This window comes from uncultured Brachyspira sp., from assembly GCF_949287625.1.
Taxonomy (GTDB): Bacteria; Spirochaetota; Brachyspiria; order Brachyspirales; family Brachyspiraceae; genus Brachyspira.
The window spans coordinates 1-14,875 of record NZ_CASEGO010000074.1 but is presented as its reverse complement, the minus strand read 5'-3'; the positions used below and the strand labels follow the sequence as shown (position 1 = coordinate 14,875).

The following is a 14,875-nucleotide window of genomic DNA, read 5'->3' as shown; positions in this document are numbered from 1 at the left end:
TAAATTAAAAAATCGCTTGGGTGGGTGCTATAATAACAGTAAAAGCTAAAAGATAAAAAATAATTTATAAATAACATAATAATGCTTAAAATTAAAGGGTGGGAATTGAGAATAAAATTTAAAAATTATACGTTTACATTTGTAAATAGAAGTTTATGATGAATATATACTAAAAATTTTTAAGTTTGTCAATTTTTTTATTCAACTTTTTCCCGACTTCGATTGACTATGGTATGCATATCAGACGGCAAAAGAATCGGGTACATACATGCACTTAGCATGGCTAGTACCCGAAAATATTAAAAACATAAAAACTAATTTTTAACAAACTTAAAAATTATTTATCTAACTTTGCATAGAAGAATTTATGAGAACCTAAAGGATCGAAAACAACACCTGATAATTTTTTACTAATTATAATAGGATCAGTATAAAAATAAATCGGTATTAATCCCATATCATTCATAAGTATATCTTCAGCTTCATGCATAGCTTTCATTCTTATATTTTGATCTATAGTTGACATAGCTAATTTTAATTTATCATCATAAGCCTTATTTGAATATCCTCCGTTATTTTGAACGCTGTAACTTAAGAATACGCCCAAAAAGCTCATAGGATCATTATAATCAGCAATCCAGCCATGACGGGCTATAACAAAGTTTTTATGCTGTCTTGTATCTTGGAAAGTAGCCCATTCTTCCTGTGATATAGTAGAATCTATACCCAAACCTTCCTTCCACATCTGCTGTACAGCTTCAAATATCTGTATATGTTCTCCAGAATTGGATTTAAACTCTATTACTGGGAAACCTGCTCCGTTAGTATATCCTGCTTCCTCCATAAGTTTTTTAGCCTCTTCAAGATTTTTTTGATAATCTTCAGCTTTTACACTATAATAATCGCCTCCTACTTCTCTAAAATCAGCATTATCAGCATCGCTTACTCCGCTAGGAACCCAAGCACTTGCAGGAAGCTGTCCGCCTCTTGTTACCTGTTCTGTCAAATAGTTTCTGTCTATCGCTAATGTCAATGCTTTACGTACTCTTTCATCTTTTAATGCCTCATTTGTGATATTAAGACAATAATAATATGTACCTAAGTATGGTGAGATATGCATTAAGCCTTCGCTTTTTAAGTTTTCAATATCTTGAAGCGGAGGATTATTGGCAAAATGTATAGAGCCTTCTTTTATACCAGCAACTGCAGCAGTACCGTTTTGCATAAGTATAAACACTAATTTTTCAGGTATTATGTTTGATGCATTCCAATAATTAGTATTTTTTGACATTATTAATCTGTCATCAGTTCTTCTTTCAGTCATCACAAAAGGACCGTTTCCTATATAAGTTTCAGGAGATAAAGTCCAGTTATCGCCGTTTTCTTCTATTATGTCTTTTCTAATAGGATAGAAAGTAGGAAAAGCAGCAAGCTCTAAAAAATAAGCTGTAGGGGCATTTAATTTTACCTCTAAAGTATTTTCATCTATTGCTTTTACCCCTAATTCAGAAACTTCTTTTTTACCGGAATTAATATCCATAGCATTTAATACAGGTTCAAACTGATAAGCATATTCACATGCTGTTATAGGATCTACTGCTCTTTGCCAAGCATAAACAAAATCTTCAGCTGTTACTTTTTTTCCGTCTGACCATTTGGCATTATCTCTTATATGAAATGTATAAGTTAAACCGTCTTCACTTATATCCCAGCTTTCAGCAGTACCGCCTACTATTTTATTATCCTTATCTCTTGTAGCTAGCCCTTCAAAAGCATGCTGAATATAAATACTGCCGTCAACTGTAGAGTTTAAAGCAGGGTCTATAGTTTTGGGTTCCGGACCAACATTTATATATATTGCTCCTTCATCAGTTTTACTTCCGCCGCATGATAATACAAATATCATTAGGCTAAAAGAGAGTACTAATAATAATTTACGCTTCATAATAATGTCCTATGATTTTTTTATTTATAGGAAATTATATTTTATATAATATATTAGTCAATGATTTTTTGAATTAATATTATTACATTTAATATTTATAAAAAATAGAGTTATAAAAAATGCCTACAAAATATTTATTAAAATAACTCTGTACACAGCCTTGATAATATATCAGACTTGTTTGAAAACTACTTGACAAGATTAATTATGAAAATTATTTAATTTTAAGACTAGAAACATAATGTTTTATAGTTGTATAAATTATTATTTTGGTATATAAATATGCAGTCTTTTTACCTGCCTACGGCACGCAGAGTGCGGCAGCAAAGCCCCAACTATAATTAAAAAAAATATTAAATTAAAAAACTATGAGTATTAACAAATTGAGTTTTGAAACAAGTCTATTATTAATAATGCTTTACAAAATTCTTTTATTTTTGTTATTAAATTATGAACAAAATAAACAATAATAAATAATTATGCTAAAAAAATTTACTATTTCAAATTACAGATCATTCTATGATGAAGCCGAACTTAATTTAACTGCTGATAAAGATACTATTTATACAAAAAAAATAAATAATGAGTATATATCAAAATTATGTCTTCTTTACGGTTATAACGGCTGCGGTAAGAGTAATCTGCTTAATGCTTTAAAATATATTTTTTATTCCAACAATGGATATATAGTATCAAGTGATGACAGTATAAAAAGGCTTTTAGATCCAAATATGATTTATGGTAAAAATGAGAATAGCCGTTTTTATTTGGAGTTTTATTCTTATGATGATTATGAAATATGCAGCTATGAATTGGTATTAGATAATAATAATAAAAAAATAGATTTAGAAAGATTTACAAAAAATAATAATATAATATTTGAAAGGAAAAAAAATACTATATCAAATGGTATATTTGATTATGATGATAGTATACCAGACACAAATACTTTCTTAAGTTTTTTTAATAATAAATTAAATAATATAAATGAAAAAGCAGACAGATACAGAGAAGAAATTAATTATTATATATCATTATTCAAAAATCTATGTTTTTTATTTCCATTTACAAATGAGGCAGATTTTTCTTCTTATGCCATAGTAGAGATTTTTGAATATTTTAGTAAGTATAATATATGGGATACTTATAAAAAATTACTTTACATGACTGATATTGATGATTTGAATATAGTTGATAGTATAAATGCAAGTGAGTTTTCTTTTGTATTTGATAATAAGAGATTAGTTTCAAGGCATGACACTTACAGCAGCGATTTTGATGAGATAGAGTCTGAAGGAAGTAAAGTATATGCTATTAATTTGGTATATATATTAAGTTCTATTATAAACGGTACATTATCTATAGTTGATGAATTTAACGGAGTGCAGTCTGAATTATTAGAGTTTACTATCAGACTATTTAAAAAAGGTGCATTTAATGATATAGAGAGAGAAACTTCGCAGCTTATACTATCAACTCATGATATAACACTTATGAGCATTGATGATACTGAACTTTTTAACTATTTTTTAATCAATAAAAAAAATAATATGGCAAGTATATACAGAACTGATAAACTTAAAAATATTAATGAGAGTTTAAATATTGGTAATTTAGAGAAAGAGTATCGAAAAAATCATCTTGGAATATCGAGATAATATTAGAATTTGTATATATAGAGTGATCCTCTATTATCATATAGAGCTTCAGAAGAATTAATCTTAAAAGCGGTGTTGCAGTCTTCTATTGACTTATCAAAATATTTTTTATCTCCTGAGTTTTTATATTTATTGAAATAAATAGCACTTCTGTTGTTTAAAGCATAAATATTGTTGAAATCAATTTTTATAAGCTCATCATAATCATTTAAAGCCCTTTCAAACAAATTCTCATCTCCGCTTATCTTATATTTTACAGAGTATAAAGTAGCTCTATTATTAAGAAGTTCCGGATCTAAATGATTTGAAGACAAGGCATCATTAAATATTATCAAAGCAGTTTCATAATCATCTTCTAATTTTTTAAGTTCATATTTTATGGAGTATAGTATAGCTTTATTATTGGATACATTTTCATTATGATTATATAAAGATAAAGCATATTCAAAATATTTATCAGCTTTTTTGAAATGCTCTTCTTCATTATCTCTGCTGTATATTTTGGTATGAAGTACACCAGCCCCATTTAAAGCCAGATAATTTCTGTCATCTAACTGAAACATTTTCTCCAATATTTCTAAAGCCTGTTCATCTCTTGAACTTTTAATCTCTTTAACAAGGTCTTTATACATAGCCTCAATTTCAGCTTTAATATTATCGCTTGAAGAGGAATCTATTACATTATTTATAGGTTTTACCTGAGACTTATCAGCTGTTTTATTATTATCTGTTACCGAACCTGCATTTACATTACCACTGCTTACAAAACTATTATTTGTAAAATTAAGTACTAATGTAAGTACAAACATAAGTACAGATATAAATAAAAGTCCGTAAGTAGTATTTCTTATATTTGTTCTGATTGTATAATCTATTGAAAATTTAAGAGAATTAAAATGAGGAGTAACTCCTAATCTTACCTGTTCTTTTACAAGGTTAGTAAATTCATTTGCTATGGCATAATTGTTTAACTCATCTTTAAAGTAAAGGGTCATCATATCCATATATTTGCTTTCCATTCTTAAAGAGAGTGAATTGGTAAAGTTTTCTAATTTTTTATTTATTCGGTTTTTGGTTCCGACACTGTACACATTAAAAGTAACTGAGAATATTAAAAGTATTATAGGAAATAATATTAAAATAGCAAAATTAAATTTTTTTAAAGTTTTTTCTTTCATTCCATTAATACCTTTATCTCCATATAATAATTAATTTTATCACAATTTAAGAAATAATCAAATATATTTTATAAACGCGTCTGAGAGGACTCGAACCCCCAACCGACGGAACCGAAATCCGCTGCTCTATCCAATTAAGCCACAGACGCTAATTATGTACTTATATGCAAGTATCGGCAATTATGCACTATAGTTTACAATTTAGGAGCAAACCTTAAGCCAAATTGTAAACCTATATCAAATGTATCAACTTTTGTTTCATATGTATCATAGAAATAAGAACTGTAAACAATGTTTTTCTTATTAACATTGAAATCATATCCTAAATAAGCACCTACATTAAAAGCAATTTTATCATTAAAATAGATAGAGTATTCAAATGTAACTTTTAAATAAGGTATAACATTGCTTTCTAATAATTTATTTATATCATCTCCGTAAAGATTTTCATTATATGATACAGTTGTTTCAGTGCCGCTGGAAGTTCTATCGGTTCGTTCATATTTATGTGTTAATGCCAAAGGCACTTTAGCACCAATACCTATACCCAAAGAAAAAGCTCCAAAATTAAATTTAGGAAGCACTCCAATCTGAAATCCATGTATATATAAGCTGTCAGTTGTATTAATAGCTGTACCTAATACTGATGATGAACTAAAAATTTTATAGCTGTCATAACTATATCCTATATCACCAAGTATACTAAAAGCCCATTTATTAAAGATAAACATATATCCAAGTTTTACATTTACCCCTGAATCAAAACCTATCTTTGCAGAAATATCATCTCCTGTACCTCCGCCAAAAGACATACCTACTGGTACATTCACTATAGCTTCAAAACTTCCTTTTGCAAAAGAATATGAACTAAATGCTAGTAAAGCACATACAACTAATAAAATTTTTTTTACATGTTTCATAAAAATACCTTAAGTCTAATACATTGATAATATACTGAAATTTTTTAAGTTTGTCAACTGAGAGTTATACTATTATTTTCGTTTAGATGCTATTTGAGTAAATGTAAATATGAAATTAGTAATAAATAGTACTAATTTGTTTTATATGTAAAACAAGTAATTGTGCTTATTTATTAGTAATTTAAATTTGATATTTTTATAATAAGGAATGCTATGCTAATTTGCTGCACTATAAAGGCGTACTAAATTAATTTTTTATTTAAAATTAAAAATTTAACATTAAAAACAGTAAACTTACAAAACTCTATAAATAGGTTTTATAAAATTAACTATATAAATAAAGACTGCTAATTATATATAGTCAGCAGTCTTATCATTATATTTATTTATATTATTTCTTACAATTTAGGAGCAAATCTTAAACCTAACTGCAAACCTATATCAAAACTATCAATACCATAATATTCCCCATTGGAAGGATCTTTATAAGCAAGCCCGAAATCATATCCTAAATAAGCACCTAGATTTAGAGCTATTTTAGAAGTGAAGAAGAAAGAATAATCAAAAGTTAATTTCATATATGGAATAACATTTCTGTCATAATTTTTAAAATCGTCTCTATTTAAAGATACTTTATCACTGGAAGTGCTTCCTTCTATTCCTGCAACAGAACCTTCTGCTTTGTAAGTAGAATATCCTGATATAGGAATTTTTACTCCAAAGCCCACACCTATAGCAAATGCTCCGATATTCACTTTAGGAAGAAGTCCGATTTGAAAACTATGTGTGTGCAAACCATAAGTATATTTAGAATTTACTAGGCTGCCCACATTTACTGTATAGTAATATCTATAGCTGTCATAGCTGTATCCAAGCTCGCCTAAAATACTAACACCTATTTTACCTAAACCTATCATATATCCAATCTGGGCAGTTATACCAGAATCAAAACCAGCTGTACTTTTCATATTGGCATCTTCATAAATTCCTCTAGGTATTCCTACAGAAACACCAAAAGGCACATTTAGTATAGCTTCAAAACCGCTTGCGGCAAATGCGTTGATACTGCTTAATGATGTTATTAAAATAAGCATTAGAATTATTTTTTTCATATAAATACCTTTGTAAATAATAATTACAAATATGGTACATTAATAATAGGAAAATATCAAGTATATATATTATGAGAAAGATAAGGGCGAAAGACGGGACTTGAACCCGCGACATCCAGATCCACAATCTGGCGCTCTAACCAACTGAGCTACATTCGCCATTTAAACATTAAAAAGAGTTATTATTTTTTATCATTATAAACGCTGACAAAAGGGATAAAGACGTTTATATACGCGCCAGACAGGAATCGAACCTGTAACCTACTGCTTAGAAGGCAGTTGCTCTATCCAATTGAGCTACTAGCGCATTCGGGATGGTGAGACTCGAACTCACAACCCCCTGCTCCCAAAGCAGGTACGCTAACCAATTGCGCTACATCCCGTAAACTTTTATGTTTAGCTATTATATATCAATATAATTTTTTGTCAATATATTTTATACATTTTAATTTATTTTAATCTTAATTATAGATTTTCAATTCTTTTTTTATATACTACTATATGTATATAAGTATTTTTGGAGATATTTTATGAGAGATAGAGATTATTTAGAATTATTATCAAAAAAGTATCCTACTATAGATGATGCTTCTGTTGAAATTATCAATTTAGAAGCTATTTCAAAACTTCCTAAAGGAACGGAATATTTTTTAAGTGATATTCATGGAGAATCTGAAGGCTTTGAATATTTGCTTGGTACTTCTTCTGGGGTTATACGTGAAAAAATAGAGCTTCTTTTTAAAAATACTTTGACTGAACATGACAGAGTGGAGCTTCAAATATTAATTGTAGATACAAAAAATGTGGTTAATAATAAATCATCTGAAAAAGAATTTGCTGACTGGTGCAGAATTACTATATATAGACTTATTAGAATATGCAAACTCGTTACAAGTAAATATACAAGATCAAAAATACGTAAGAAAATGCCTTCAAACTTTGCCTACATATTAGATGAGCTGCTTCAAACTGATTCTGAAGAAAACAAAGAAAATTACTACTTCTCAATAATAAATTCTATCATAGAAGTTTCAGCGGCTGATAAATTTATATTAGCACTTTGTCAGCTTATACGCCAATGCAGTGTAGATAGGCTTCATATTGTAGGAGATATTTATGACAGAGGACCTCACCCAGATAAGGTAATGGAGAGTATAATGACTTTTAATGAAGTTGATATCGCTTGGGGTAATCATGATATACATTGGATGGGAGCTGCTAAAGGAAGTTTGATCTGTGTTGCTAATGCTGTACGTTTGGCTATAAGATATAATAATTTTGATTTGCTTGAATACAGCTATGGGATTAATTTAAGATCTTTATCTTCTTTTGCAAATGATGTTTATAAAGATGATCCTTGCGAAGTATTTAAGCCTAATACATTAGACAAAAATATTTATGATGAGGTTGATAAAGAGCTGGCAGCAAAAATGCATAAGGCTATATCTATAATACAATTTAAACTAGAATGTCAGCTTATAAAAAGACATCCTAATTATGGAATGGACGACAGAATACTTCTTGATAAAATAGATTATGACAAAGGTACTATTACAATAGAGGGAAAAACTTATGAACTTAAGGATAAAAATTTCCCTACTATAGATAAAAATAATCCCTTTGAGCTTAGCGAAGGTGAAAATACATTAATACAAACCCTTGCTTTTTCTTTTGCAAACAGTCCTACTTTACAGAGGCATATCAATTATATGTATGCTAAGGGAAGCATATACAAAATATTTAATGGAAATCTTCTTTATCATGGATGCATACCTACAAAAGAAGACGGTTCTTTCGATGAGGTTTATATAGATTCGCAGTATTTGTCTGGAAGAAGATATTTAAAACAAGTGGAGGATAAGGTAAGAAAAGCATTTTACTGTGAAGTAGGAAGCGAAGAGCAGTTAAATGCACTTGATTATTGCTGGTATTTATGGTGCGGATCTAAATCGCCTCTTTTCGGTAAAAATAAAATGACTACTTTTGAAAGGTATTTTATAGATGATAAAGAAACACATAAAGAAAGCTACAACCCATACTATTATCATATAGATAAAAAAGAATACTGTGAGAATATATTAAGAGAATTTGATCTTGATATTGAGATGTCTCATATAGTTAATGGGCATGTCCCAGTAAAAACTCATAAAGGAGAAAGTCCTATAAAAGGAGGCGGACATCTTTTAGTTATAGACGGAGGACTTTCAAAGGCATATCATAAAAATACGGGAATAGGAGGATATACTTTAATATCAAATTCGAATATGATGATGATAGCAGAACATAGACCTTTTAATGAGGTTGTGGAATCTGGATTTAAATTGAGTCCTAGATCTATAATTGTAGAGCGTTTTATAAGACGTATTACAGTTGGAGAAACTGATATAGGCAAAGAGCTTTCAAAACGTATTGATGATTTGCATGAGCTTTTATCAGCATACAGAAGCGGTATAGTAAAAGAAAAAATGTAATTTGATAATTGGTATATACCTAAACAAATATGGTTTGTCAAAAATAAATTTTTAAATTTTAGTATTTGTGCGGACTAGCCCTGCAAAGCATACAGTCGTGCCCGCTCTGCGTTCCGACGAAGTCCAGCGAAAGGCTATATTTCAGGCTAAATTTAGCAATTTATTCTACATGTAAAACATAAATTAGTACTATTTAGTATTATTTTTACACTTGCACTTTTTGGTTCTTTTTGCGGCGGGAAAAAGAACAATTAAAAAATTGACAAACTTAAAAAGTTTTAGTATATACTGACAATTTCTAAGTTTGTCAACAGCGAGCTCTCCCTCATCTTCGTTCGGGACGCACGGTATTGTTTATTCTTATAGAATGTCAACGATACATGCGGCTGATTACCTATTGTTATACCAAATAAGTAAATTACTATACATCTAAAACATATTTTACTAATTAATAAAAATATATTATGTTACAAACAAATTATAATTACATTTATAAATAACTAAAATTTGGCAAACTATATCTGTTTAGATCCATATTTATATAAAGTATAATATAAAAAATTATTTTACTCATCTGCCCACATTCGCTCTACTTTGGAGATGCCTATTATATCAAAACATAAGCCTAAAACTTTTTTTACTGCTTTTACTAAAGTTAATCTCTCCTGTCTTATTTCAGCATTCTCTTCAAGCACTATATTATCATAGTAGAACTTATGCAAAGAACTTGCTATTTCATAAGTATAATTTATAAGAGTATAAACTTCTAATGATTTGGCGGATTCATACACCTCATCTGGAAATCTTAATATTATTTTAGCTAGTTTTAAAGAGCTTTCATTAGCAATTTTTGATATATCAAAAGGTTTTGTATCATCATATGACATATTTTTCTCTTCCATTTTAAAGAATATATTGCACACTCTTGCATAAGCATACTGCACATAATAAACTGGATTGTCATTATCTCTCTTTTTTGCAAGCTCCAAATCAAAGTCAAGAGAACTAGAATACGAACGCATAAGAAGGAAATATCTGGTAGGATCAACACCTATCTCATCAATAACATCTTCAAGACTGATCATGTCTCCTGTTCTTTTACTCATTCTCACAAGTTCATTTGCTCTATAAAGACGCACTAACTGACCTAATATCACTTTTAAAGAGGCTGTATCTTTACTTACAGCCCTAACAGCTGCAGTAATTCTAGGTACATAGCCATGATGGTCTGCTCCCAATATATCTATCAAATAATGATACCCTCTATCTATTTTATTTTTATGGTATGTTATATCTGGGGCAAAGTATGTATAGCTGCCGTTACTTTTTTTAACTACTCTGTCTTTATCATCTCCATATTTTGTACTTCTAAACCAAACGGCATTATCCTCTTCAAATAAAAGTCCCTCTTTATCCAAAAAGTCCATAGTTTTTTCTAATTCTCCGCCCTCACGTATTTTAAGTTCGGAGGCATAATTGTCCATATGTGTGCCGAATCTTTCAAGAAGTTTTTTCTGACTTTCTAATATAATATCTTTAGGTACTCCGTCTAATTTTGCTACTTCTTTTATATATTCTCCATGATAGCCGTCTTCTGGAATCTCTATTCCTTCTTTTACAGCATTAACACTTTCATTTAATTTTGTTATCTGTTCACCCGCATCATTAACATAAAACTCCTGATAAACTTCATGTCCTGCATATTTAAGTATGTTTGATAAAGCACTTCCAATAGCTGCCCATCTTCCATGTCCTATATGAAGAGGACCAGTAGGATTGGCACTAACATATTCTATCAATATTTTTTTCTTATCTTCTGCAGTATTTTTTCCATAATTTTCATTATTTAAAAGATCATTTATACATTCATTTATATAATTATATGACAATGTTAAATTAATAAATCCTGGTTTTACTGCTTCTATTTTATCAAAATATTTTTTATCTATTTTTTCAGCTATTGAATTTGCTATTTCTAAAGGATTTTTTTTAAGTACTTTTGCAAGCCTCATTGCGGCAGGGCAGGTATAATCTCCGAATTTGTCATCTGCTGCATAACCTATTTCTATATAGGAATCAATTTCTTTTACATCGGTATCTTTCAAATAATCTTCTAATGCAGTTTTTATAATATTTGAGATAATTTTCTTTAGCATACATTCTCCGCAATAATATTTTAAAATAATAAAAATTAGTAAGAATAAAATTTAATAAGATAGAGTATATCAGAGATTAAAACTTCTGCAAGTATATTTTTTATAAATCAAAGATGGTTGACATATTATAAAAAAAATATAATATTTGTATTTAGAAGGATTATTTTATGTCAAGATATATGCTGCCTGAAGAAGAGCTTTCCAGAGCTTCAAATTGGATAAGCAATTTTTTAATGCGTGAAGGATATCATGCCGATTATACTATAGAAAGTTTGGCTGAAGTGGATAAGTTTTTTAAAGAAAAACTTAATTTAGTTTTGGAAAGCGACAATAACAGAAACTTTATATTTTCTATCAGTGCCTATATAGGCGAAGTGATAAGAATAAAATTTCATGGTGCTTGGGAAGTATCAAGAAATATTGATTTAGATGATGAAACTATAGGAATAAGTTTTAAAAATCACAATACTATATATCCGCTTAATATTACACTAGAACTTATACAAAAAAAATATACAATGAAAGAATATTTGAAAAATAACTTTGATGTTTTAATATAAAATTGTTATATTTAATAATGAAGGTAAAAGGTTGCTTATTATGATTTCTTTTAATGAAGTAGAAAAATACATTGATAATTCTTATGTCATTTTAGACTTAAAAGCCTCAGATAAAGATGAAGCTATTAGCGAAATGTTAATATATTCAGAATCAAAAGGACTTAGAATAAATATAGCTCAAACTATAGAATCTATGTATAAAAAAGAAGATATTATAAGCAGCGGTTTAGGATATGGTGTAGCCTTTCCTCATGTGAGAACTAATGAAGTAGAAGATAATGATATAATATTTGCTGTTTCTAAAAAGGGCTTGAATTACTATGCATTAGATAAAAAGCCTGTTCATCTGCTTACTATGTTTTTAACTAATAAAAAAAGCAATGATAAATATTTGGGACTTCTTTCCCTATTTACAAAGATTTCAAGAATGAGTATGTATTCTGTAGTTTTACTAGAGTCTAAAACGGAAGAAGAGTTTAAAACAAAAATGAAAGATATATCCAAAGATATGTTAGGAGTTAAATAATTATGTCTAATAAAGTTACGGCAATAATACCTGCCAGATATGAATCAACAAGATTTCCAAGAAAATTAACATACGAACTATTAGGTAAGCCAATAATAATAGCAGTATATGATAATGTAAAAGCTGCTAAAAAAATAGATGACTGTATTATAGCTGCAGATTCTAAAGAGATAATGGATATATGTGAAAAAAATAATGCTAAAGCGGTTATGACTTCTAAAGATCACACATCTGGAACTTCAAGAATCATAGAAGCAGCTAAAAATATTGACTCTGATATTATAATTAATGTTCAGGGTGATGAGCCTTTAATAGATGAGTCTGTTCTCAATCCTATAATAGATGTATTTGATGATAGCTCAGTTGATATTGCAACTTTAAAAGTAAAAATAGAGGATGACAGTTTTTTAATAAAAGATGAAAATGCCGTAAAAGTAGTTACAGACATTAATGATTATGCTATGTATTTCTCACGTGCTGCTATACCGCATAAAAGATTCGATCAAAATATAAATGTAAAATATTATAAACATATTGGTATTTATGCTTTTAGAAAAGATATACTCCTAAAAATAGAGAATCTTAAAGAATGCGATTATGAAAGCATAGAAAAGCTTGAACAGTTAAGATGGCTTTATAATGGAATGAAGATAAAAGTTTTAGAGACTAAAAAATTCCTCCATGGTATAGATACTATGGAAGATTTGGAATTTGTTCAGAATTATTTAAGAAACTTTGCTGCAAGCGAATTAAATAACGAAAACATATATAAATAAATTTCTTAAAACGCACGCAGAGCCGATTTTTATAATACAGATTGATTAATAATTCCAATTTTTATTATTTATGAGTATAAAATTAACCGTGCGTTAATTAGTATTACAAATTTAAACACCGCTTGGGTGGGCAGCTAGTATAACAGTTAAAGTAAATATATAAAAATAAGCTATAAATAACAAATAGTATTAATAAATTTAGAGGGTGGGAGTTAGAAGAAATTTTTAAATTTTACTTAAATTCCCGCCCTTTTAGATTTTAAAGCTATATTTTTACTATAGATTTTAATTAAACTCATATGTCAACACTTAAAAAAGTGTACCCGCCCAGAGCGTGATTTAAATTTAAGATTTTCATAAACGCATGCAGAACTAATTTTAAAATATAGCTTAATTTATAATTACAATTTTTATGTTTTATGAGTATAAAATTAACCGTGCGTTGAATAAGTATTATAAAATAAGAAAAATGCTTGGGTGGGTGCTAAAATAACAGTAAAAGCTGAAATATAAAAATTACCTATAAATAACATAATAACACTTAAAAATTTAGAGGGTGGGAGTTAGAATAAATTTTTAAATTTTACTTTAATCCCCTCCATTTTAGATTTTAAAGATTTATTTTTTATATTGGCTTTAGTTAAATCTATAAGCAAACTATTTAAAAAGTGCACCCGCCCAAATCTTTATTTAAATTTAGGACTTTCCTCCACGCACGCAGAGCCGATTTTTATAATACAGATTGATTAATAATTCTAATTTTTATTATTTATTAGAATCGATTAACCGTGCGTTGAATAAGTATTATAAAATAAGAAAATGCTTGGGTGGGCAGCCAGAATAACAGTTGAAGTAAAGATATAAAAATAAGCCATAAATAACAAATAGTATTCAAAAAATCAGAGGGTGGGAATTAGAATAGATTTCAAAATTTTATTTACATCCCCGCCCTTTTATATTTAAAAGCCTTATTTTTTATATTGGCTTTAGTTAAATCTATAAGCAAACTATTTAAAAAGTGCACCCGCCCAAAACGTGATTTAAATTTAGGACTTTCCTTCACGCACGTAAAAATAATATTTAAAATACGGATTAATTGATAATTCCAATTTTTATTATTTATGAGGATAAAATTAACCATGCGTTAAATAATATTACAAAATTAAAAAACGTTTGGGTGGGCAGACAGAATAACAGTTAAAACTAAAGAATAAAAAACATTCATAAATAACAGATAGAATTAAAAAATTTAAAGGGTGGGAGTGAGAATAAATTTTTAAATTTCACTTTAATCCCGCCCTTTTAGATTTTAAAGACTTTATTTTTTATATAGACTTTAATTAAATATATAAGCAAACTCTTTAAAAAGTGCACCCGCCCAAAGCATTATTTAAATTTAAGACTTTACTAAACGCACGCAGAGCCGATTTTTATATATACTGAAAATTTTTAAGTTTGTCAAACTTTTAATTTGTGGTATAATCAAAATATGGATTTTAATTTAACAGACGAAGAAATAAAATTTTTGAAATCTTTTCATAAAAAAGTTAAAGATAGAAGAATAGCTGACAGA

Annotated in this window: 10 protein-coding genes and 4 tRNA genes; 5 read left to right on the top strand and 9 right to left on the bottom strand. The window is 28.5% G+C overall.

Going from position 1 to position 14,875, the window contains the following annotated elements:
• Window positions 1-337: 337 nt before the first annotated feature.
• Complete coding sequence (locus tag Q1X91_RS10940; RefSeq protein ID WP_300757165.1) at window positions 338-1,945, bottom strand: peptide ABC transporter substrate-binding protein; 1,608 nt, start codon at window positions 1,943-1,945, stop codon at window positions 338-340.
• A gap of 479 nt (window positions 1,946-2,424) precedes the next feature.
• On the opposite strand from Q1X91_RS10940, the gene Q1X91_RS10935 reads away from it, so the two are divergent.
• Window positions 2,425-3,603: an AAA family ATPase gene (locus Q1X91_RS10935; protein WP_300757157.1), complete on the top strand. Its 1,179-nt coding sequence runs from the start codon at window positions 2,425-2,427 to the stop codon at window positions 3,601-3,603.
• A 2-nt stretch (window positions 3,604-3,605) separates the two neighbouring features.
• Here the strand turns inward: Q1X91_RS10935 and Q1X91_RS10930 are convergent, their stop codons facing one another.
• The 7 genes from Q1X91_RS10930 to Q1X91_RS10900 form a co-directional block, all read right to left on the bottom strand.
• Window positions 3,606-4,781, bottom strand: coding sequence for a hypothetical protein (locus Q1X91_RS10930; protein WP_300757146.1), 1,176 nt, complete (start codon window positions 4,779-4,781; stop codon window positions 3,606-3,608).
• A gap of 75 nt (window positions 4,782-4,856) precedes the next feature.
• Window positions 4,857-4,930, bottom strand: a tRNA-Arg gene (locus tag Q1X91_RS10925).
• Between the two features lie 45 nt (window positions 4,931-4,975).
• A complete protein-coding gene (locus Q1X91_RS10920; RefSeq protein WP_300757143.1) occupies window positions 4,976-5,701 on the bottom strand; it encodes a hypothetical protein in 726 nt (241 codons plus the stop codon).
• Between the two features lie 398 nt (window positions 5,702-6,099).
• Window positions 6,100-6,813 carry a hypothetical protein gene (locus tag Q1X91_RS10915; protein WP_300757140.1) on the bottom strand — a complete coding sequence of 238 codons (714 nt, stop codon included), beginning with the start codon at window positions 6,811-6,813 and terminating at the stop codon, window positions 6,100-6,102.
• A gap of 84 nt (window positions 6,814-6,897) precedes the next feature.
• Window positions 6,898-6,973: transfer RNA gene (locus Q1X91_RS10910), tRNA-His, on the bottom strand.
• Between the two features lie 73 nt (window positions 6,974-7,046).
• A tRNA-Arg gene (locus Q1X91_RS10905) sits at window positions 7,047-7,120 on the bottom strand.
• Window positions 7,121-7,122: 2 nt separating this feature from the next.
• Window positions 7,123-7,196 (bottom strand) — tRNA-Pro (locus tag Q1X91_RS10900).
• A gap of 147 nt (window positions 7,197-7,343) precedes the next feature.
• Here Q1X91_RS10900 and Q1X91_RS10895 point away from each other — a divergent pair.
• Window positions 7,344-9,284 carry a fructose-1,6-bisphosphatase gene (locus Q1X91_RS10895; RefSeq protein ID WP_300757137.1) on the top strand — a complete coding sequence of 647 codons (1,941 nt, stop codon included), beginning with the start codon at window positions 7,344-7,346 and terminating at the stop codon, window positions 9,282-9,284.
• Window positions 9,285-9,850: 566 nt separating this feature from the next.
• Here Q1X91_RS10895 and Q1X91_RS10890 read toward each other — a convergent pair.
• Window positions 9,851-11,440: an arginine--tRNA ligase gene (locus tag Q1X91_RS10890; RefSeq protein ID WP_300757134.1), complete on the bottom strand. Its 1,590-nt coding sequence runs from the start codon at window positions 11,438-11,440 to the stop codon at window positions 9,851-9,853.
• Between the two features lie 167 nt (window positions 11,441-11,607).
• Between Q1X91_RS10890 and Q1X91_RS10885 the strand changes: the two genes are divergently transcribed.
• From Q1X91_RS10885 to kdsB, 3 genes are read left to right on the top strand one after another with little or no spacing between them, the layout of a single operon-like run.
• Window positions 11,608-12,000, top strand: coding sequence for a hypothetical protein (locus tag Q1X91_RS10885; RefSeq protein ID WP_300757131.1), 393 nt, complete (start codon window positions 11,608-11,610; stop codon window positions 11,998-12,000).
• Window positions 12,001-12,040: 40 nt separating this feature from the next.
• Window positions 12,041-12,526 (top strand): PTS sugar transporter subunit IIA, encoded by a 486-nt coding sequence (locus Q1X91_RS10880; protein WP_300757128.1) that lies wholly within the window; start codon window positions 12,041-12,043, stop codon window positions 12,524-12,526.
• Between the two features lie 2 nt (window positions 12,527-12,528).
• A complete protein-coding gene (gene kdsB, locus Q1X91_RS10875; protein ID WP_300757126.1) occupies window positions 12,529-13,302 on the top strand; it encodes a 3-deoxy-manno-octulosonate cytidylyltransferase in 774 nt (257 codons plus the stop codon).
• Window positions 13,303-14,875: the final 1,573 nt, after the last annotated feature.